Source organism: Mesorhizobium sp. M0894 (assembly GCF_040319725.1).
GTDB lineage: Bacteria > Pseudomonadota > Alphaproteobacteria > Rhizobiales > Rhizobiaceae > Mesorhizobium.
In genome coordinates this window covers 270,810-290,622 of the sequence record NZ_JAMYOG010000003.1, presented here as the reverse complement: position 1 = coordinate 290,622, position 19,813 = coordinate 270,810, and the positions used below count along the sequence as shown (strand labels likewise).

Sequence of the window (19,813 nt, the reverse complement as noted above, 5' to 3'; positions counted from 1 at the left end):
GGCTGCCTTGGCGTGGGGGGCCGATGACAGAACAAACAGTGCAACAAGAAACAGTCTCGCGATCCAGATGGTCGACGGCACTGGTGTCGGCCCTTGGCGGCCCGTTTGGCGGATTTCTATGGATTGGCGCTGGCAAACTGGCTGTCATAAGCCTGTTTGTGATCAGTGCTGTCAGCATCGCGCTTTGCTACATCGGAATTCCGGTGGTGCCGGGCATGGATCTTGCGGCGGCGGGCAACTTTTCAGGTATCGGCTTGATGATCCTGTGGGCGACGCTCGTTGTTCCCTTTGCGCATCGGTTCAAGCCGGACAAATGGTATGCGCAAGGGGTGTCGGTGTTCGTGTTGGCGTTTTACGCCTCCATCGTGGCTGCGTTTGTAATCCGCTCGTTGGTGTTCCAATCGTTTTCGATCTCGTCTGGCAGCATGACGCCGACGTTGCGGGAGGGCGACTATCTCTTCGTGTCCAAATCCGCATACGGCTACAGTCGCTACAGCGTGCCCTTCAACGTGCTCTCATTTGACGGGCGCCTATTGGGCGCGGAACCCAAAAGGGGAGATGTGGTGGCATTCAAGTTCCCGCCCGATCCGAGCGTGAACTACATCCAGCGGATCGTCGGCTTTCCGGGCGAAAAGATCCAGATCATCGACGGGATGCTTTACATCAACGAGGTAGCGGTGGGGCTCGAGGATATCGGCTCTTTTTCGTCCGAAGAGTTCCCCGATCCAGTCAAACTTCAACGTGAAACTTTGCCAGAGGGCGTGTCCTACACCGTTCTCAACCTGACAGATTCATCCATCGGGGACAACACGAACTCGTGGATCGTGCCCGCAGGCCACTATTTTGCACTTGGCGACAATCGGGACAATTCCTCCGACAGCCGATTCAGCGTCGGGTTTATTCCCAGTGAAAATCTGGTCGGCAAGGCCGTGCGGCTGTTCTGGAATTTTAAAGGCGTCGACTATTCTTCCCGGCAAGTATTGGATCCGTCAGGCAAATAGCTCACACCGTCAGCGCTTCCACGGCGCGCATGACGCCGCGCAGTTCGGCGAGGCCCTTCAGGCGGCCGATGCAGGAATAGCCGGGGTTCACCTTCTTGCCGATGTCGTCGACAATGGCATGGCCATGGTCCGGACGCATCGGAATCTGCCAGTCCGCCCTGCCTGCCGCCTTGCGCCGCCGCTCCTCGCCAATCAGCGCCGACACGACCGCCACCATGTCGGTGTCGCCGTCGAGGTGCTCGGCTTCGTGGAAGGAGCCGTCGGGCTCCTTGGTGACATTGCGCAGATGGGCGAAATGGATGTTCTCGGCGAAAGCCTTCGCCATTGCCGGCAGATCGTTCTGCGCGCTCGCGCCGTAGGAGCCGGTACACAGTGTCAGTCCGTTAGCCGGCGAAGCGACGGCGTCGAGCAGCGCGCGGGCATCGGCTGCCTTGGAAACGATGCGCGGCAGGCCGAACAACGAAAAAGGCGGATCGTCGGGGTGGATCGCCATCCTGACGCCGGCCTCTTCGGCAACCGGCACGATCTCGCGCAGGAAGGCAAACAGGTTTTCGCGCAGTCCTTCGGTAGAGACGTCCTTGTAGAGGTCGAGGGCGCGGCGGAAGCTCGCTCGATCGAAGATGAATTCGCGCGCCGGCACCCAGCCGATCAGGTTGAGCTCCAGTCTCGCCTTGTCGCTTTCGCTCATGCCTTGCAGCCGCACACGCGCCGCCTCGACACGGGCCGGCGGGTGATCGGCCTCCGCCCGTTTTCGCTCGAGGATGAAGACGTCATAGGCGCAGAGCTCGACGACATCGAAGCGCAGCGCAGTGCCGCCATGCGGCATCGGATAGTCGAGGTCGGTGCGCGTCCAGTCGGTGATCGCCATGAAATTATAGCAGATGGTGTTGATGCCGGCGGCAGCGACGGCGCGGATCGAGGCCTTATAATTGTCGATCAGGGTGCGCCAGTCGCCACTGCGGGTCTTGATGTCCTCATGGACGACGATGCTCTCGACCACGTCCCAGGTCAGGCCTGCTGCCTGGATCTCTGCCTTGCGCCTGGCGATCTCGTCCGCCGGCCAGGCGCGGCCGTCATTGAGGTGATGCAGCGCGCTGACGATGCCGACGGCGCCGGCCTGACGGACATGGGCAAGCGTCACCGGGTCGTCGGGCCCGAACCAGCGCCAAGTCTGTCTCATGGCTTCTCACTCCCTATGCCAAGCGCCGCCAAGGCAGCGGCAGGCCCGCTCCGCCGCAGGCGCTCGAGATGGGCTGTCGTCAGATCAATCAGTGTCATGCGCTGGGAATGGTCCCTGGCGAAGCCGGCGAGATCGAACATCGCTGTCACAGCTTCATCAGCCGGCCGGCTGCCGAGCGCCGTAAGCCGAGTGTCGATCGGGTCGGTGAAATGGGCTTCGGGCAAGGTCTTGCCGCGCGCCTCGCAAGCGGCGATCCAGGCGGCCACCACCAGCATCAGATGGGCTGGGGGATCCCCGGCACTCAGCCGCTCGACGGCCGAGGCGACGATGCGCTGTGGCAGTTTCTGGCTGCCGTCATTGGCGATCTGCGCCGTGCGATGGGCCAGCGCCGTGTTCGAGTAACGTTCGGCGAGCTGGGCCGTGTAGCCGGCCGTATCGAGCCCGGCGTCCTGCGGCAGCGTCGGGATCGCCTCGGCCCACAGTCCGTCGACGAATTGCCGGATCGCCGGATCGGCAAAGGCGCGGTCGACCGTGTCGTAGCCGCTGAGCAGGCCGAGATAGGCGATTGCCGAATGCGAGCCGTTGAGCAGCCGCAGCTTCATGTCCTCGAACGGCCCGACGTCGCCGACCATAGTGACGCCGAACTCTTCCCAGGCCGGCCTGCCGGCCGGAAAGTCGTCCTCGACCACCCATTGGCAGAACGGCTCGGTCATCACCGGCCAGGCATCCTTGACGCCGAGCTCTACGGCGATACGCGCCCGGTCGGCATCCGTGGTCGCCGGCACGATGCGGTCGACCATGCTCGACGGAAAGGCGACGCCGTCGGCGATGTGTGCGGCGAGCCTGGCATCGCCTGAAGTGGCGAGCCTGGAATCGCGCAGTGCGGCGAATTCGACCAGCAGGCGGTGCAGCGTGGCGCCATTGGCCGGAAGGTTGTCGCAGCAGAGCACGGTGAAAGGCTGGATGCCGGTGGCACGGCGGCGCGACAGCGCCTCCGTCAGGAAACCATGCGCCGTTCGTGGCATTTGCGGGTTAGCCAGATCATGGACGATGTCGGGGTGGGTATTGTCCAGTCCGCCGCCGGCTGCCCTCAGATAGGCCTTTTCGGTGATCGTCAGCGTGACGATACGGGTGAGCGGATCGGTCAGAGCGGCGAGCACCGCAGCCGGATCTTCCGGCGCCACCAGCAGCGACAGGATCGAACCGACGACGCGCAGCTCTTCTTCGACGCTGCTCCTGATCGCCAGTGTGTAGAGGCCATCCTGCGGCGCCAATGCGTCGCGCGTGTCTGGACTGCGCAAGGACACGCCGACAATGCCCCAGCCTGTCTCTCCAGCCGCCAGACAGTCGTCGACATAGGCCGCCTGGTGGGCGCGGTGGAACGCGCCGACGCCGAGATGGACGATGCCTGGCGCAATAGCGCCGCGGTCGTAGCGGGGAACCGCGACCGAAGCCGGCAGTGCCTTCAGCGTGCTGTTGGAAAGGCGTCTATTGGTCATTGCGCGGCGTGTCTGATCGAGGTTGCTGGGTCACTGTTGGCAGGCGGCGTAACACCCGTTGCCGTCACGCACAATGGGCAATGGCCGACGAAAAGTCATCATACAACAACCCATTTTTTGTATGTTGACATTATTTCTTTCCAACCCTACCGATGTCCGGATTGGGAGGATTTACGTGGCCGCATTGACGGATCCAGATTTGCTGTTTGCCGCCGAGGCGCGCCCGCTTTCGCTGGCCCGCGATCTCTACGCCGCGGTCAAGGACCTGCCGATCGTCAGCCCGCACGGCCACACCGATCCGCGCTGGTATGCGCTCAACGAGGCGTTTCCCGATCCGGCGCAGTTGCTGATCGTGCCGGACCACTACATTTTCCGCATGCTGTTCAGCCAGGGTGTTCGGCTTGAGGAGCTTGGCGTGCCGACGCGTGACGGTTCGCCGGTGGAAACCGACGGCAGAACGATCTGGCGGCGCTTCGCCGAGCATTATTACCTGTTCCGCGGCACGCCGACCCGGCTGTGGTTCGACCATGTGCTCGCCCATCTGTTTGGTATCGACGAGCCGCTGAATGCCAAGACGGCCGACCGCCACTACGACACGATCGCGACGCTGCTGCAGTGGGAGAATTTTCGCCCGCGAGCGCTGTTCGAGCGCTTCAACATTGAGGTCATCGCGACGACCGAAGGCGCGCTCGACGATCTCAGATGGCACCAGATGATCCGCGACAGCGGCTGGGAGGGCCGCGTCGTCACCGCCTATCGGCCGGATGCGATCGTCGATCCCGACTTCGAAGGCTTTTCGGCCAATCTCGACCGGCTTGGCGAGATCACCGGCTGCGACACCGGCAATTGGGCCGGCTATCTCGATGCGCATCGCCAGCGGCGCGCCTTCTTCAAGAGCTTTGGCGCGACTTCCTCCGATCACGGCCATCCGACGGCCGAAACCGCCAATCTCTCGGATGCCGCCGCCGAGGAGCTGTTCAACCGCATCCGCCGGGGCTCGAACGACGAGCGCGAGCGAAAGCTGTTTCGCGCCCAGATGCTGACCGAGATGGCCAAGATGAGCCTTGACGACGGGCTGGTCCTGCAAATCCATCCCGGCTCCTGGCGCAATCATTCGCCGGCTGTCTTTCAGAAGTTCGGCAGGGACAAAGGCTTCGATATCCCGACTCGAACCGATTATGTGACGGCGTTGAAGCCGCTGCTCGACTGTGTCGGGCTGGAGCGCGATCTCACCATCATCCTGTTCACCCTCGACGAGACCAGCTATGCGCGCGAGCTGGCGCCGCTCGCCGGTGTCTACCCGGCATTGAAGCTCGGGCCGGCCTGGTGGTTCCACGACAGCCCCGAAGGCATGCGCCGGTTCCGCGAGATGACCACCGAAACGGCCGGTTTCTACAACACCGTCGGTTTCAACGACGACACCCGCGCCTTTCCGTCCATACCGGCCCGCCATGATGTGGCGCGCCGGGTCGATTGCGCATATCTGGCGCGTCTCGTCGCCGAGCATCGGCTCGGCGAGGACGAGGCGCACGAGCTGGCGCAGGAACTTGCCTATACGCTCGCGAAAAAGGCGTACCGGCTCTAACGGCGCTTGCCGCCATCGTTCAAACGGGAGGAAACCAATGCTGCATTTTTCAAGACGGGCGGGAGCTACGCTACTTGCCGCCGCACTGCTGGCCGGAACGGCACGCGCCCAGACGGTCCTGCGCTCGTCTGACACACACCCGGACGGCTATCCGACGGTCGAGGCGGTCAAATATTTCGGCGAGCTCGTGAAAGAGCGCACGGCCGGCCGCTATGTGGTCGAACTCTATCCTTCCGCGCAACTCGGCGAGGAAAAGGACACGATCGAGCAGGTGCGCACCGGCGTGATCGATCTCAACCGCGTCTCGATGGCGCCGTTCAACGGGCTCATCCCGGAGACCACCGTACCCTCGCTGCCCTACATCTTCCGTTCGGAAGACCATATGCACAAGGTCATGGACGGGGCGATCGGCGACCAGATCGCGGCGGCGTTCGACCAGGTCGGGCTGGTGCTGCTCGCCTTTTACGATGGCGGCTCGCGCTCCTTCTACAATTCGAAGAAGCCGATCAACACTGTAGCCGACATGGCCGGCATGAAGTTCCGCGTCATCCAGTCCGACATCTTCGTCGATATGGTGGCGGCACTCGGCGCCAACGCGACGCCGATGCCGTATGGCGAGGTGTATTCGGCGATCGAGACCGGGGTGATCGACGGTGCGGAGAACAATTTTCCGAGCTACGACACCGCCAAGCACGCGGAAGTCGCCAAATACTATTCGCTCGACGAGCACACGATGGTGCCGGAAGCCTTCGTCATGGCGAAGTCGAGCTGGGACAAGCTGACGCCGGAAGACCAGGCGATCTTCAAAGCGGCCGCCAAGGAGAGCGTCGCCAAGCAGCGCGAGCTGTGGACCGCCAAGGTCAAGGAATCGCGCGCCAAGGTCGAGGCGGCCGGTTCGCAGATCACGACGCCGGATAAGCAGCCCTTCATCGACGCGATGGGCCCGGTCTACGAGAAGCACGTCAAGGACGACAAGCTGAAGGCCATGGTCGAAGCCATCAAGGCCGTGCAGTGATCAAGCGGCGGCGCGGACATCCCGCGCCGCCGTCCTCTTGCGGAGAAAACCGGTGACTTCCAGCCTAAAACCAAGACCGCTCCTGTCCGGCGTCGCGCAAGTGATGTCGCGCGTCAGCACGGCGGCGCTGTCGATCGCCGGCATCGGGCTGGTGCTGATGACCGCCTTCGTCGCCTGGCAAGTGTTCGGCCGCTATGTTCTGAATCGTTCGCCGAGCTGGACCGAGCCGGGCTCGGTGATGCTGATGAGCTGGTTCATTTTCCTCGGCGCTGCCGTCGGCGTGCGCGAGAACTATCATCTCGGCTTCGACGTCCTGCTCTACGTGCTGCCAAAAGGCGGCAAGCGCTGGCTGCGGATGATTTCGGACCTCGTCGCGCTCGCCTTCGGCATCGGCATGATCTGGTACGGCAGCCAGCTGGTCGCATTGACCTGGGGCTCTGTCTTGCCGTCACTCGGCATATCGGGGGGCTGGGACTATGTCCCGCTTGTCGCGGGAGGCGCGCTCATCGTGCTCTTCACGCTGGAGCGCATCGTGCTTCGCCTCTCCGGCGCGCCGATCGACGATGCCCTCGATGAATTGCCGCCGGCCGAAGTCGCAGCCGAACTCGACACCGCCAACGTGAAGGTCTGACGCCATGGAACTGTGGATTCTCTTCGGCGTCTTCACCCTGCTGATGCTTATCGGCACGCCGATCGCTTTCTGCCTCGGCGTCGCAAGCCTGGCCACCGTCCTCTATATGGGCCTGCCGCCGCTGATCGTCTTCCAGCGCCTGAATTCCGGCATGAGCGTCTTTTCGCTGCTGGCCATTCCGTTTTTCATCTACGCCGGCGACTTGATGGTGCGCGGCGGCATCGCCAGCAAGATCGTTGCCTTCGCCGGCTCGCTCGTCGGCCATTTGCGCGGCGGCCTCGGGCAGGTCAACATCGCGACCGCTACACTATTCGGCGGCATTTCGGGCTCCGCGGTGGCGGAGGCAGCCGCGGTGGGCGGCCTGATGATCCCGCAGATGAAGGCGCGTGGATATGGAGCGGACTACGCCGTCAACGTCACGTCGATGGCGGCGCTGATCGCGCTGCTGCTGCCGCCGTCGCACAACATGATCATCTACGCGATCTCGGCAGGCGGAAAGATCTCCATCGCCGATCTGTTCACGGCCGGCATCATCCCGGGCCTGCTGCTGGCCCTGTCACTGATGGTCACCGCTTATTTCGTGGCGCGCTCCCGCGGCTATCCGACCGAGCCGTTTCCGGGCTTCACCGCGGTCGCGCATCTTTTCGCCGTCGCGGTGCCCGGCCTGCTGCTGATCGCGATCATCTTCGGCGGCGTACGATCGGGCGTCTTCACGGCCACCGAGAGTTCCTGTATCGCCGTCATCTATGCGCTGCTCGTGACCGTCTTCGTTTACCGGCAGATGACCTGGGAAGGGTTCGTTCATGCCACCCATGGCGCCGTGCGCACCACGGCCATGGTGCTGCTTATCATCGGCATGGCGGCGGCATTCTCGTGGCTGATGGCCTTCCTGAAAGTACCGGCAGCGCTGATAGCCTCCATGAACGCGATCTCGGACGATCCGCTGGTCGTGCTTCTGCTGCTCAACCTCTTGATGCTGTTCCTCGGCACGTTCATGGACATGGGGCCGACGATCATCATTTGCACGCCGATCTTCCTGCCCGTGGCGCAGGCCTACGGCGTCGATCCGGTGCATTTCGGCGTCATCATGATCCTCAATTTCGGCATCGGGCTGAACACGCCGCCGGTGGGCGCAGTGCAGTTCGTGGCGTGTGCCGTGGGCAAGATATCCGTCTGGGAATCGATGCGCTCGATCTGGCCGTTCTATGGCGCAGGCCTCGTGGTGCTGGCGCTCGTCACTTACATTCCAGCCATTTCGCTATGGCTGCCGAGCGTCTTCAAATAGGGGTGCGACATGGCATCGGACACCGCAGTCGGGCTCCGCGTCGAACGAAGACCGAAGCTTTCGGAAACCGTCGTCGCGGCGATCCGCAAGCAGTTGCAGGCGGGCGAGATCCAGCCTGGGCAAAAGCTGCCGACCGAGGGCCAGTTGACTGAAACCTTCGGGGTCAGCCGCACCGTGATACGCGAGGCGCTGGCCAAGCTCGCCGCGGACGGCCTGGTCGAACCGCGCCAAGGCGCCGGCGTCTTCGTCACCGAGCATATCTCGACAGCGTTCGGTGCTCTGGCAGCAGAGATGGGCAGCAAGGATTCGATCGCCCTCAACGTGCTCGAAGTCAGGTTGGCCATCGAGATCGAATCCGCCGGGCTCGCTGCCCTCCGCCGTAACGCCGCACAGGAAGCGGCGATCCAGGAGGCCTTCTTCGAGTTCGAACGGCTGCTCCTCAACAGCGAGCCGACGGGACCGGCCGACCTCGCCTTCCACCGCGCAATCGCCAGCGCCACCAACAATCCGTTCTATGTCGAGATGCTCGATGTGCTCGGCCGGCGCGCCATCCCTTGCGATGTGACCTCGCCCTGGTCGACCGAATTCGCGCAGTCCGACGCCTACCAGCGCGGCCTGCAGCGCGAACACCTGATGATCCTTAATGCCATCTCGGCAGGCGATGCCGAGGCGGCACGGGAGGCGATGCGCGCGCATCTCGGTGCCAGCCAGCAGCGCTATCGCGAACGCCTGCACGCGCGTCAGGTGTTTTATGCCGACTCGGTCAAGGCCGCGGCAACTGAATAAGCAATTGAGGCAGCTCCATGGGACAGCAATGAATCACACTGACAATCATACGGATTTCACCTCGCGCTTTGCCATCGATCCTGTTTCTGCCGCGGCGATGGGCACGGACGAACTGCGTCACAATTTTCTGATCGAGGACTTGTTCCAGCCGGGCCGTATCAGCCTGACCTACACCCATTACGACCGCATGATCGTCGGCGGTGCCATGCCCGCCGGCGCGCCGCTGCCGCTGCAGGCGATCAAGCCAACCGGGACCAAGAATTTTCTCGACCGCCGTGAGATTATCATCGTCAACATCGCCGGTGCAGGCATCGTGACAGCCGGCGGTCAATCCTACGAGCTGCAGGCGCGCGACATGCTCTATCTCGGCATGGGCACGGATGAGGTATCGTTCGCTGCGACCAATCCGGCTGAGCCGGCTAAGTTCTACCTGCTCAGCGCGCCGGCGCATCAGAGCCATCCCAACCGGCTGATCCGCATCGGCGATGCCAAGCGGCTTGATCTCGGCAGCCAGGCGACCTCCAACGAACGCTCGATCTTTCAGTTCATCCATGCCGATGGCGTGAAGACCTGTCAGCTGGTCGTCGGCATGACCCAGCTTGCCCCTGGTTCGGTCTGGAACACCATGCCATGCCATGTGCATGACCGGCGCATGGAGGCCTATCTCTATTTCGACCTGCCGGAGACGGCGCGGGTGTTTCACTTCATGGGCGAACCGGACGAAACGCGTCATCTCCTCGTGCGCAACGAGGAGGCGGTGCTGTCGCCGGGATGGTCGATCCATTCGGGCGCCGGCACCTCGAACTACGCCTTCATCTGGGCGATGGCCGGCGACAATGTCGACTATACCGATGTCGACCTGGTGGCGATGGAGGAGCTCAAGTGAGCGACCTCGCGGCCTTCAGCCTTGCCGGCAAGCGTATCCTCGTCACCGGCGCCAATACCGGCATCGGCCAGGGCATCGCCGTGTCGATCGCGCGTGCCGGCGGCGCGGTCGTCGGCGTCGGTCGCTCGGCGATGGACGAGACGGCGGAGAAGATTGCGGCGGCCGGCGGACGCTTCGAGGCGGTCCGCTGCGACCTTGGCGATGATGCCGCCGCCCAGGCGATGCTTGACCGCGTCTGGGACGATACGGGGCCGCTCGACGGCCTGGTCAACAATGCCGGCATTATCCGGCGTGCCGATGCGGTCGACTTGACCGAAGCCGACTGGGACGACGTCATCGGCGTCAACCTCAAGACGGTGTTCTTCCTCAGCCAGAGTTTTGCCAGGCGCGTGCTTGCCGACCCGGGACGGCGTGGCAAGATCGTCAACATCGCTTCGGTGCTGAGTTTTCAGGGTGGCATCCGTGTCGCCTCCTACACCGCCTCCAAACATGGCGTGCTCGGCATCACCCGACTGCTCGCCTGCGAATGGGCGGCAAAGGGCATCAACGTCAACGGCATTGCGCCAGGCTATATCGAGACCAACAACACCGAGGCGCTGCGTGCCGATCCCGACCGCAGCGCTTCGATCCTGGCGCGCATTCCGGCCGGGCGCTGGGGCGCGCCGGAAGACATCGGCGACGCAGCCGTCTTCCTGCTGGCGCCGGCGTCGAACTATATGCACGGCGCGGTGGTGCCGGTGGATGGCGGCTGGCTGGCGCGATGAACAACAAAAGATGAGAGTTTGGCGATGACCGGAACCAAGATCTTCTCGCATGCCGGCGAGGGTGCGTGGACGCCGACGCCGGATGGCAACCGCAGGCGCGTGCTCCTGCACACGGACGAACTGATGATGGTCGAGTTCGCCTTCGACAGGGGCGGCGTCGGCGCGCTGCATTCGCATCCGCATGTCCAGGCGAGCTACGTCGCCGAAGGCCGCTTCGAGGTCACCATCGACGGCAGGACCGAGATCTTGGAAACCGGAAGCAGCTTCATCGTTCCTTCCAACCTGGTCCATGGCGTCAAGGCACTGGAGGCGGGACGACTGGTCGACAACTTTACGCCGCCCCGCGCCGATTTCCTCGACTGAGCTGCGGGCCCGAAGATCAGGCTGTCAGTTCTCGGAACGAAAAACCCGCGCCTCCGGAGAGACGCGGGCGTGTTGCCTGGGCGCTTGTGGCGCCGCGGTACTCAAAACATCACCGCAGAACCTGAACCTGCCGAATGATGGTGAAGATAGGATTAACCGCTCCGAGGCGGCGCGATATTCACAGCCAAGACGAATAGGGGCTGGAACGACGGTTTGATATCGGCCAATGAGAGAGAAGTTCGCTTCAGGCGGTGCCGAGGACGGGACCAGAGGGGTCGATAAATGTTCGAATCTGCTGTCCAGGCAATCACCCGGCGATTCGCCGGGGAATTTCGGCAGGTCGTATCCCCGAAAGTTCTGTAATGCAGATTGCGGCGAGCATCCCGGCAGAGGATTCCAAGCGGCGCGTCCTGAAGGATGTCTTCGGCTTCGATGATTTTCGTCTCGGCCAGGCGGCCGTGATGGAGGCGCTGCTGGCCGGGCATCATGTACTGGCCGTCATGCCGACGGGTGCGGGCAAATCGCTCTGCTACCAGGTCCCGGCGCTGGTGCTGGGCGGCCTCACCATTGTCGTTTCGCCGCTGGTAGCGCTGATGCAGGACCAGGTCGCCGCATTGCGCCTTGCCGGTGTGGCGGCCGATACGATCAATTCCTCGCTCGATCGCGATGCCAATGTCGCTGCATGGCGCCGCGTCGCGGCAGGGCAGACACGGCTGCTCTATCTTGCGCCGGAGCGGCTGATGACCCCGCGGATGCTCGAGGCGTTGACCAAGCTCGATGTCCGGCTGATCGCCATCGACGAGGCACATTGCATCTCGCAATGGGGACCGGCGTTCCGGCGCGAATACGAAGAATTGTCGCGGCTGCGCGGCATCTTCCCCGATGTGCCGATCATTGCGCTGACGGCGACTGCGGACGAGACGACGCGCACCGACATTGCCGCGCAACTGTTCGACGGGCGCGTCGATACCGTGGTGCTCGGCTTCGACCGACCGAACATCAAGCTAAGCATCGAGCCCAAGCAGGACAGCAAGCGCCAATTGCTGAATTTCGTGCAGCGCCATGCCGGCCGAAGCGGGATCGTCTATTGCCTGTCACGCAAAAAGACCGAAGAGATGGCGGCGTTCCTCGAGCGGAACGGCGTACGCGCGCTCGCCTATCATGCCGGCATGAGCAAGGACGCGCGTGAAGCGAATCAAAACGCTTTCATGACCTTGTCCGGGGTGGTGATGGTGGCGACCATCGCCTTCGGCATGGGGATCGACAAGCCGGACGTCGCCTATGTCTTCCACACCGACCTGCCGGGCAGCTTGGAAGCCTACTATCAGGAAATCGGGCGGGCGGGCCGCGACGGGCGGGCGGCCGAGGCGCATATGCTCTTCGGTCTCGGCGACATCCGTATGCGCCGGCTTTTCATCGACGACGAGGGCGCACCGGCGGAGCACAAGAGGCGCGCGCATGGCCGGCTCGATACGTTGATCGGCTATTGCGAGACGGCGCAGTGCCGCCGCCAGATCCTGCTTGGCTATTTCGGCGAAAGTGCTTCGCCTTGCGGCAATTGCGACAACTGCCTCGACCAGGCGCCGCATGCGGATGGCGACGCCGAGGCGCGGATCATCCTGGCAGCGATCACACAGACCGGCGAGCGCTTTGGCGCTGCCCACGTTGTCGATGTCCTGCTCGGCCATGAGACCGAGAAGGTCCTGGCCAGGAACCACCACAGGCTTGCCAGCTTCGGCACCGGTGTGGCGCATAAGAAGAGTCTCTTGCTGTCGCTGCTTCGCCAACTCGTCGCGGGAGGGTTCCTGACATTGAACTCAGCCGGCCATGGCGGCCTCGCCGTCGCCGAGAAAGGCCGTGAACTCGCCCGGGGCGAGGCTTCATTCCGGTATCGCGTGGACGCGCGCCAGTCATCGCGAGGCAAGATACGTCCTGTGGATACCGCAGCAGGCACGGAAGGTCTGGATTCGGCGCTGCTGGCCGCGCTCAAGGCGGTACGGCTGCGTCTTGCCCGGGAACGCCAAGTGCCGGCCTTCGTGATCTTTTCGGATCGTACGCTGATCGATATGGCCGAACGCTGCCCGCGTGATCTAGACGCCTTCGCCGCGGTCAACGGCGTCGGAGCCGCCAAGCTCAAGGATTTCGGCGAGATATTCCTCGGCGCGATCGCTGCGCATCAGTCCGGTCTCTCGGGTTGAAGACCCACTCCAGCGACGCAATCAGCACCTGCTTCGTCTCGCCGCTGCAATCGCAGCCTCCTGCTGCCGCAAGCGCTCGATCTTCGCGCTTTGGCGGGCAGCGACGGTCGAGGCGACACGCTGCCCTCCCCACAGCCAGTCCGGAATGTTGGTGTGGACGACTTTGCCGCGAGCGATGGCTGTTGCCGACATCTCGTCAGCGACCGTGCCGATCGCCACGTTGAGCTCGACGCAACTCATCTTGTCGTATTTCGCAGCATCAAAGGATGCAGGCAAAGGCGATGCACAACTTCCGACAAACATCAGGCTGCATATCACAGGCGTGGCCGTGGAGATCGGCTTCATTCTCTTATCAAGCACGTTGATGCCGGACAGACGAATATCGGAGGATTCGCGACCTCGGGCCGCGAAGCACTCCCGAGGTTCCGCGTAACTGAAGCATGTGACCTCTACAACCCTCTGTCCTGACCGTCCTATTTGTCCTCGAAGAATTCCGAGAGAACCGCTGCTACCGTGTCGGGGTGCTCTTCTGGGAAAAAGTGCCCGCCTTGGACAGCGCGTCCTTCCACTCTGTCAGCCCATTTCCTCCAGATAGCCAGCGGCCCGCCTTCTTGCGCATACCAGTTCTCCAGGGCGCCTTCGCCACTCCATAGCGCCATTAGCGGGCACTCGATGCGACGACCGTTTGCCTGGTTCAGCGCGTCATGTTCACGATCGATCGTCGCAGCGGCGCGATACTCTTCGCAGATCGCATGAATATGCGCGGGATCGCGAAGCGCATCAACATAGGCGTCCCTGACCTCTTTGGAGACCATTTTCGTCGACGATCCCCATTGCGTTATTGCATCGTCGACGACTGCATCGGGAGCCGCGCCGATCAGACGTTCCGGCAGGGGCTCCGGCTGGGCAAGCAGGCTCCAGGGCCAGAAGCCGAGCGCCAGTCTGGCATCCGCCCGATCCCATGTTGCGGCGGTGGGGACGATGTCGAGGACGGCGATTTTGAGCACTTTGTCGGGATGGTCGAGCGCCAGGCGATAGGCAACCCGCCCGCCGCGATCATGCCCGGCAACCATGAACCGCTCAAACCCCAGTTCCTTCATGGCTTGAACCATGTCGCCGGCCATGGCGCGCTTGGCGTATTGGCTATGATCGGCAGAGGAAACCGGGCATCCGCTTTGGCCATAGCCTCGAAGGTCGGCGGCGACCACCGTGAAGCGGGGCGCCAAGGCTGCGGCGATATCCCTCCACATCAGATGCGTCTCTGGAAAACCGTGAAGAAGCAGCAGCGGCGGACCGGTGCCACCGACCCTTGCGAAAATGGTCGTATAGTCCAGTCGCAAGCTGGTGGCTCTGAAACCTGCAAACACCGTCAGCCTCCTCCGGCGCCGTCAGACAAACTCTCTAAGGGCGCTAACGGTCGCCTGAAGCGAAAACCCCGGCCGCGATGGCCAGGGTTCAAGCCGGCCAATTGCTAGAATCGAAACCAGACCCAGACGCGCCTGCGGAAGCACCGCCTGCGCCGATAGCCATTCCGCCAGTAAACGCGACAGACCCTTCTCCAAGCACGCCGGCGGCGCCGGCGCGGCCGGTGCCACCGGCGATGATAGACTGGTTGCAACTCTGCTTGAGTATCGTCGTCGAAGGTCTCGACGTCCGGCGCCTCGAGTTCATCGAGAATGCCGTTTCTGGCAGTTGGAACGCCGGCCACTGCGTTGATTGGCCGAACCGTGCTTGCAAGGGCCGCGGCCCCGGCAATGCCAAACATTCCTGTCAAAAATAGTCGCCGATCCATGGAAACCTCCCAATCTTCAACCAGCGATAGAACAAGGCTAACGATGGGGAGATAGCGCAGTCGGTGCAAACGCCTAGTGCCGCGCGGCGATTGCGATGATCCGGTCGGCCGAAGGGTGTCGCCTTCTCCTCGAAGTGGGACGGCTACTTCGATCGACAAACACTCGGCGCTTTTTTGAATTGATGGCGGCCGAGACACAAGGAACATCGAATGACGTCTGCGCCATAGCCACCCAATTCCACGCTACTGCTCTCGCTTTGGTCGTTGCGTTGCAAGAGGGCTTGACTGCCATCCTACCAGAAGGTAGGTAAGGGCATGGGCAACGTGTCTACTACCTCCGACGACATCCTGGCTTGTGCGCGTTCTCTGATCGTCGCTGGCGGCTACAACGGTTTCAGTTATGCCGACATCGCTGATGTGGTCGGGATTCGTAAGGCGAGCATCCATCACCATTTCCCAAGCAAGGTCGATCTGGTCCGAACGCTGGTTGCGCGGTATCGGGAAGAAGCTGAAGCGGGGATGGCGAATCTCGAACTTCAGGTCTCCGATCCGCTCGAACAGCTTCAGGACTACGCTGGCTATTGGGAAGTCTGCATCGCGGATGCCAGCGCTCCGTTTTGTATCTGCGCGCTGTTGGCAAGCGAACTCCCCGTGCTGCCCGAGGAAGTTGGCCTTGAGGTCCGGGCGCATTTCCGCTCCCTGTCGGCTTGGCTGACATCCGTGCTGGAGCGCGGTGCGCGGCTCGGCCGATTCCAACTGATGAGTACCCCTCGTGCCGAGGCTGAAGCGTTCATGGCGACTGTCCACGGCGCGATGCTTTCGGCACGGGCCTATGGCGATCCGAAGATATTCGCCGTCGTGACACGCCCGCTCCTGGAGCGGCTCGCTTCGCGTTCCCTCCAGATACAATCCTAAGACCTCAAATAACCATCGCCGTAACGGCTCTGCGACGTTCGTCGAGAGCCCTTCCTACTAGTCGAAAGGACATCCAATGACGGTTCACAATAGCGATCTTTCCCGCGCCAGCCAGGAACAATGGCTCAAGCTCTATTACTTCGCACGAACGGCGGTCTCGGCTGTCTGGGTGGCGGCTGCCTTTACAGTGGGACAGAATTCCGGGGTGGTGGCGGCGGTTTTGCTCGTGGCTTATCCTGCATGGGATGCCCTCGCCAATTTTGTCGACGCATCGCGCAGCGGAGGATTGGGACAGAATCGCACCCAGACCATCAACGTCGTGGTCAGCGCGGTGACAACGCTCGCGGTCGTTGTTGCGCTGAAGATGAGCATGAATTGGGTGCTTGGGGTGTTCGGCCTATGGGCGATCCTGTCTGGCCTGCTTCAACTCGGCACCGCGGTCCGCCGTTGGAAGAGCTCTGGCGCGCAGTGGGCGATGATCCTGAGCGGAGGGCAATCAGCACTGGCAGGCACGTTTTTCATCGCGCAGGCGCGGATGCCGATGCCGCCATCCATCACCAACGTGGCCGGCTATGCCGCAGTAGGCGCCCTCTACTTCCTGGTTTCGGCGGTGTGGCTGAGTGTGAGCCAATTGCGGCGGAAGGCTGCATAGCCCGCCATCTTGAGCCATCACCGACCCGATCAGAGGGCTGCCAGCTGCTAGTATCGGTTCGCCAAACACAACGACCCGCCCTTATCCTTAAGGACCGATATGTTTGGAATTTCACCACCCGGCTGGGGGCTAGCCGCTCATCCAAGGCATCTCGATCGCGCCGAACGATACAGCGATCCCGAGGGCCATCAGCGCAATGCCCAAAGCAACTTCGAAGCGGCGGCCGCGCTGCAGCAGCTTCTCGACGAAGACGACCAGCGTCAACAGCAGCATCCAGGCGACGCTCATGATGCCCACCGCGACCAGCACGGCAAACAGCGCCCAGCAGCAACCAAAGCAATAGAGCCCGTGCCGCAGCCCCATCTCGAGTGCGCCAACCCGCCCGTCGCGCCAATGCTGCGCAACGAAAGCGAGCGGCGAACGGCAATGGCTGAGGCAAATGTGCTTGAGGGTCGTGAATTGGTAGAGTCCGGCGACGCCAAGCGTGATGCGCGAGCGGCGCCCATTTCGAACGCTGAGGCGGATCGAGGCTGGTCGCAAACTCGCTTCCGAACTGGACCAGGACATACACGAGAAGGCCCGCCGCCGCCCAGACGAGCATGTAACCCGCGACGAATATCCACGTCGGGATGGCAACGTGCTGTTCGCGCATGGCCTGCGCCGCCGCGAACATAAAGATCATGGGCGCGGCCGCCGGCAGCATCATGGCAGCCATCATCACCGTCCATACAGCAAGAAAGGCGGCGGCGCCGGCGAGTGACCAGCCGTCGGCGGCAATTCCGGCCATCGCCATGCCGGCCATGCCTTCCATACCCTCCATCCCGCCGCGCACCGCAATGCCCATAGGCATATCCATGCTGAGGGTCAGCGCCCACGCCGCCGCTGTTAGCACGACGAGCGATGCGAGAAGGCCGAGCGGCATGCCACGCAAATTCCGGAGCCGCGACGATTTCCCGGGGAACGCGTCAGGCATCGGCACGTCCTAGTTCGGGCCGGTCCAGTCGAACGGAATGTGTTTGCTCGAGCGCGCCGTGCCCGTCCAGTCGAGCCCGAAGCCTTTGGTGCTCACCTCGACCGAACGCCCCCAGGTGGCAACCTGGCCCGGGCCGACCTCCGAGCCCGGCGGGTTGATCGTCTGCACCCGCTTGCCGGGTGGTGTTGTGGGACCTGAAAGCGCTTCCGCATGCCCGACGACGAGGCCAGGAATCTCGACCCGCCAGGTGGCAAGGTCGCCCGCCACCTCGAAAGTGATCGGCACGAACTCCATGCCACGCATCTCGCCGATGTTGGCGGCAAAACCCGCCGGCCAGCCGCCAGCCTGCCCGCCGAAGATCGCCTGCAGGGCTTCACGTTGCCGCTCGTTCGCCTTCTCGTCGAGGTACATGCCCATCACGGCCTTTGCCTCGCCGGCCCATAGATTGCCTTCGAACTCGCCGAGCGCCACCAGCGACAGGCCGTCGAGCTTCACGTCGCCATACTGACCCTCGCGTACATGCCAGGCGAGCACGCCCTGGCAGTGATTGCCGGTCGGCCGCTGGGCGAACTCGCAAGGGCAAGGGATGTCGCAGCTGCAGATGTCGAACCAGTCGCCTGCGAGCCGCCATTGAGGCACTGCATTCATGGCTCTTCCTCCCGGAATGTAGCGCCATTTATACGTCGAAGGCGGGGCGCACTCCAGCAGTTAGTGCATCGCTCGCTGATTTTTGGTGGACTTGACGCCCCAGACACAAGTCACCGCGTTTTGATCAGGAACTGCTCGCAACAGAACCCAGCCGCCATCCAGTGCGACCACGGAAGTGGTTTCCTGCTCCGTTCCATGTGATCGATGAGGTCGTGGGTAGGTTCGCGACGGGTCGATCACCAAATACACGATCCAGCTGACGCTCGCTTGACCCACATTGCGAACCGACAACCTTCCGCAACACCGCTCGGTTGCTTGGTCAACGACCTAGCGGGCCAAGGGTTAACGCCGGGCTGCAATTGAGCTCCGCGGCTTCACGAGCATTTATGGCTGAGTTCGGCAGGCCAAATCAAAAAATGAAGTTAGTATCACTGGCGGAGAGGGAGGGATTCGAACCCCCGATGGGCTTGCACCCATGCCGCATTTCGAGTGCGGTGCATTCGACCACTCTGCCACCTCTCCGCGGTCATGGTCCGCCGTTGCCGGCGCGGCGCACTAGATAACGGCTGGACAGGCAGGTTACAAGGGCCAATCTGCCCCGGCGCGACAGCTTCTGTCCGTGCTTCCTTCGAGGCTCCGGCAGCCGCTGCTCGATATTTGCAAGGACTGGGCTCAACCCCGTTTGCAGCTTGCCCGCAGCGCTTGCCTTGACTCAAGCCGAACCTTCGGTTAGGGACAACGCGCAATCGGCGTGGAGGGATCTTCCGCGCCGCTTGTTTTTTGAACCCGCAGACTGACAAAAAGACGGCCGAACCGCCTCAGGCGGTTCATCAAGGCCGACCGAACAGCGAAAGGCAAAAAATGTTCGCAGTCATCAAAACGGGCGGCAAGCAGTATCGCGTTGCCGCCAACGATCTCCTGAAGATTGAAAAACTCGAAGCCAATGTCGGCGACATCGTCGAAATCGGCAATGTGCTCGCGCATGGCGAAGGCGAGAACGTCACGTTCGGCGCGCCGTTCGTCGATGGTGCGATGGTCACCGCCGAAGTCGTCGAGCAGGGCAAGAACCGCACGGTCATCGCCTTCAAGAAGCGTCGCCGGCAGAATTCGCGCCGCAAGATCGGCCATCGCCAGCTTTTGACCACTGTCAGGATCGCCGAGATCCTGCTGGGTGGCGCCAAGCCGGCGAAGAAGACCGCCGCCAAGACCGAAGCGAAGGCCGAAGTTGCCGCCAAGACCGAGGCGAAGACTGAAGCCGCGCCGAAGGCCGCAGCCAAGGCAGAGGCTGCGCCGAAGAAGGAAGCCAAGGCCGAGGCAAGTGAAGCCGCCGCGCCGTTGTTCAAGGCGCCGAAGGGCGAGCCGGACGATCTGACGGTGATCAAGGGCATCGGCCCGGTTGCCGCCGGCCAGCTCAACGAACAGGGCATCACCACCTTCGCCCAGATCGCCAAGCTGTCCGACAAGGATGTCGCCAAGATCGACGAGCACATGCCGTTCAGCGCCGACCAGATCAAGGACTGGCGCGAGCAGGCCAAGGAATTGGCGAAGAAGTAGAACGAACCGGCGCAATCGTCGCCGGATCGGACTTGAAACGGAACGCGAACGCGTTCATAAGATCGTTTAGGCGCCTTGCGGCGCAT

At 62.8% G+C, this 19,813-nt stretch carries 19 protein-coding genes, 1 tRNA gene and 1 pseudogene; 13 read left to right on the top strand and 8 right to left on the bottom strand.

Annotated elements, in window-relative coordinates; genetic code table 11:
- Nucleotides 1-23: 23 nt before the first annotated feature.
- On the top strand, nt 24-1,001 hold the full coding sequence (lepB, locus tag NKH91_RS07745) for a signal peptidase I (RefSeq protein ID WP_502898975.1): 978 nt from the start codon (nt 24-26) through the stop codon (nt 999-1,001).
- 1 nt (nt 1,002) lies between these two features.
- Here the strand turns inward: lepB and uxuA are convergent, their stop codons facing one another.
- Nucleotides 1,003-2,181 (bottom strand): mannonate dehydratase, encoded by a 1,179-nt coding sequence (gene uxuA, locus NKH91_RS07740; RefSeq protein ID WP_352480964.1) that lies wholly within the window; start codon nt 2,179-2,181, stop codon nt 1,003-1,005.
- Nucleotides 2,178-3,680: a mannitol dehydrogenase family protein gene (locus NKH91_RS07735; RefSeq protein WP_352845261.1), complete on the bottom strand. Its 1,503-nt coding sequence runs from the start codon at nt 3,678-3,680 to the stop codon at nt 2,178-2,180. Before NKH91_RS07735 ends, uxuA begins: the two co-directional genes overlap by 4 nt.
- 175 nt (nt 3,681-3,855) lie before the next feature.
- Between NKH91_RS07735 and uxaC the strand changes: the two genes are divergently transcribed.
- From uxaC to recQ, 9 genes are all read left to right on the top strand, one after another.
- Nucleotides 3,856-5,265 carry a glucuronate isomerase gene (gene uxaC, locus NKH91_RS07730; protein WP_352883982.1) on the top strand — a complete coding sequence of 470 codons (1,410 nt, stop codon included), beginning with the start codon at nt 3,856-3,858 and terminating at the stop codon, nt 5,263-5,265.
- Between the two features lie 37 nt (nt 5,266-5,302).
- A complete protein-coding gene (locus NKH91_RS07725) occupies nt 5,303-6,280 on the top strand; it encodes a TRAP transporter substrate-binding protein (protein ID WP_352845257.1) in 978 nt (325 codons plus the stop codon).
- A 103-nt stretch (nt 6,281-6,383) separates the two neighbouring features.
- Nucleotides 6,384-6,911 carry a TRAP transporter small permease gene (locus NKH91_RS07720; RefSeq protein ID WP_023719697.1) on the top strand — a complete coding sequence of 176 codons (528 nt, stop codon included), beginning with the start codon at nt 6,384-6,386 and terminating at the stop codon, nt 6,909-6,911.
- A 4-nt stretch (nt 6,912-6,915) separates the two neighbouring features.
- On the top strand, nt 6,916-8,196 hold the full coding sequence (locus NKH91_RS07715) for a TRAP transporter large permease (protein ID WP_023719696.1): 1,281 nt from the start codon (nt 6,916-6,918) through the stop codon (nt 8,194-8,196).
- Between the two features lie 9 nt (nt 8,197-8,205).
- Entirely contained in the window at nt 8,206-8,982 is a 777-nt protein-coding gene (locus NKH91_RS07710) for a FadR/GntR family transcriptional regulator (RefSeq protein WP_352480962.1), read from the top strand.
- Nucleotides 8,983-9,010: 28 nt separating this feature from the next.
- Entirely contained in the window at nt 9,011-9,868 is an 858-nt protein-coding gene (gene kduI / locus NKH91_RS07705; protein ID WP_352845256.1) for a 5-dehydro-4-deoxy-D-glucuronate isomerase, read from the top strand.
- On the top strand, nt 9,865-10,632 hold the full coding sequence (gene kduD, locus NKH91_RS07700) for a 2-dehydro-3-deoxy-D-gluconate 5-dehydrogenase KduD (protein WP_352845254.1): 768 nt from the start codon (nt 9,865-9,867) through the stop codon (nt 10,630-10,632). The genes kduI and kduD overlap by 4 nt, the downstream gene beginning before the upstream one ends.
- Nucleotides 10,633-10,656: 24 nt before the next feature.
- On the top strand, nt 10,657-10,995 hold the full coding sequence (locus tag NKH91_RS07695) for a cupin domain-containing protein (protein ID WP_352845253.1): 339 nt from the start codon (nt 10,657-10,659) through the stop codon (nt 10,993-10,995).
- Between the two features lie 362 nt (nt 10,996-11,357).
- A complete protein-coding gene (gene recQ, locus NKH91_RS07690; RefSeq protein ID WP_352845251.1) occupies nt 11,358-13,193 on the top strand; it encodes a DNA helicase RecQ in 1,836 nt (611 codons plus the stop codon).
- 21 nt (nt 13,194-13,214) lie between these two features.
- Here recQ and NKH91_RS07685 read toward each other — a convergent pair whose 3' ends face one another.
- Nucleotides 13,215-13,469, bottom strand: a complete 255-nt coding sequence (locus NKH91_RS07685) for a hypothetical protein (protein ID WP_245278615.1) — start codon at nt 13,467-13,469, stop codon at nt 13,215-13,217.
- A 197-nt stretch (nt 13,470-13,666) separates the two neighbouring features.
- Nucleotides 13,667-14,560, bottom strand: a complete 894-nt coding sequence (locus NKH91_RS07680) for an alpha/beta fold hydrolase (RefSeq protein ID WP_352845250.1) — start codon at nt 14,558-14,560, stop codon at nt 13,667-13,669.
- A 740-nt stretch (nt 14,561-15,300) separates the two neighbouring features.
- Here NKH91_RS07680 and NKH91_RS07675 point away from each other — a divergent pair.
- Together NKH91_RS07675 and NKH91_RS07670 are read left to right on the top strand one after the other, a co-directional pair.
- Nucleotides 15,301-15,900 carry a TetR/AcrR family transcriptional regulator gene (locus NKH91_RS07675; RefSeq protein ID WP_352845249.1) on the top strand — a complete coding sequence of 200 codons (600 nt, stop codon included), beginning with the start codon at nt 15,301-15,303 and terminating at the stop codon, nt 15,898-15,900.
- Nucleotides 15,901-15,976: 76 nt separating this feature from the next.
- Complete coding sequence (locus tag NKH91_RS07670; RefSeq protein ID WP_352845247.1) at nt 15,977-16,552, top strand: DUF308 domain-containing protein; 576 nt, start codon at nt 15,977-15,979, stop codon at nt 16,550-16,552.
- 129 nt (nt 16,553-16,681) lie between these two features.
- Here the strand turns inward: NKH91_RS07670 and NKH91_RS07665 are convergent, their stop codons facing one another.
- The 4 genes and pseudogenes from NKH91_RS07665 to NKH91_RS07650 form a co-directional block, all read right to left on the bottom strand.
- A complete protein-coding gene (locus NKH91_RS07665) occupies nt 16,682-17,092 on the bottom strand; it encodes a DUF2182 domain-containing protein (RefSeq protein WP_352845246.1) in 411 nt (136 codons plus the stop codon).
- Nucleotides 17,093-17,168: 76 nt separating this feature from the next.
- Nucleotides 17,169-17,234, bottom strand: a pseudogene (locus tag NKH91_RS07660) (hypothetical protein); the annotation flags it as partial.
- A gap of 300 nt (nt 17,235-17,534) precedes the next feature.
- A complete protein-coding gene (locus NKH91_RS07655; protein WP_023719685.1) occupies nt 17,535-18,173 on the bottom strand; it encodes a DUF1326 domain-containing protein in 639 nt (212 codons plus the stop codon).
- A 432-nt stretch (nt 18,174-18,605) separates the two neighbouring features.
- A tRNA-Ser gene (locus NKH91_RS07650) sits at nt 18,606-18,695 on the bottom strand.
- Nucleotides 18,696-19,034: 339 nt separating this feature from the next.
- Between NKH91_RS07650 and NKH91_RS07645 the strand changes: the two genes are divergently transcribed.
- Nucleotides 19,035-19,727, top strand: a complete 693-nt coding sequence (locus tag NKH91_RS07645; RefSeq protein WP_352845244.1) for a 50S ribosomal protein L21 — start codon at nt 19,035-19,037, stop codon at nt 19,725-19,727.
- The last annotated feature ends 86 nt before the right edge of the window (nt 19,728-19,813 follow it).

Excerpts from the sequence above, each read along its gene's own strand:
- lepB (WP_502898975.1), top strand. The coding sequence starts at position 24 with ATGACAGAACAAACAGTGCAACAAGAAACAGTCTCGCGATCCAGATGG.
- uxuA (WP_352480964.1), bottom strand. The coding sequence starts at position 2,181 with ATGAGACAGACTTGGCGCTGGTTCGGGCCCGACGACCCGGTGACGCTT.
- NKH91_RS07735 (WP_352845261.1), bottom strand. The coding sequence starts at position 3,680 with ATGACCAATAGACGCCTTTCCAACAGCACGCTGAAGGCACTGCCGGCT.
- NKH91_RS07725 (WP_352845257.1), top strand. The coding sequence starts at position 5,303 with ATGCTGCATTTTTCAAGACGGGCGGGAGCTACGCTACTTGCCGCCGCA.
- NKH91_RS07720 (WP_023719697.1), top strand. The coding sequence starts at position 6,384 with ATGTCGCGCGTCAGCACGGCGGCGCTGTCGATCGCCGGCATCGGGCTG.
- NKH91_RS07715 (WP_023719696.1), top strand. The coding sequence starts at position 6,916 with ATGGAACTGTGGATTCTCTTCGGCGTCTTCACCCTGCTGATGCTTATC.
- NKH91_RS07710 (WP_352480962.1), top strand. The coding sequence starts at position 8,206 with ATGGCATCGGACACCGCAGTCGGGCTCCGCGTCGAACGAAGACCGAAG.
- kduI (WP_352845256.1), top strand. The coding sequence starts at position 9,011 with ATGAATCACACTGACAATCATACGGATTTCACCTCGCGCTTTGCCATC.
- NKH91_RS07695 (WP_352845253.1), top strand. The coding sequence starts at position 10,657 with ATGACCGGAACCAAGATCTTCTCGCATGCCGGCGAGGGTGCGTGGACG.
- recQ (WP_352845251.1), top strand. The coding sequence starts at position 11,358 with ATGCAGATTGCGGCGAGCATCCCGGCAGAGGATTCCAAGCGGCGCGTC.
- NKH91_RS07675 (WP_352845249.1), top strand. The coding sequence starts at position 15,301 with ATGGGCAACGTGTCTACTACCTCCGACGACATCCTGGCTTGTGCGCGT.
- NKH91_RS07670 (WP_352845247.1), top strand. The coding sequence starts at position 15,977 with ATGACGGTTCACAATAGCGATCTTTCCCGCGCCAGCCAGGAACAATGG.
- NKH91_RS07655 (WP_023719685.1), bottom strand. The coding sequence starts at position 18,173 with ATGAATGCAGTGCCTCAATGGCGGCTCGCAGGCGACTGGTTCGACATC.
- NKH91_RS07645 (WP_352845244.1), top strand. The coding sequence starts at position 19,035 with ATGTTCGCAGTCATCAAAACGGGCGGCAAGCAGTATCGCGTTGCCGCC.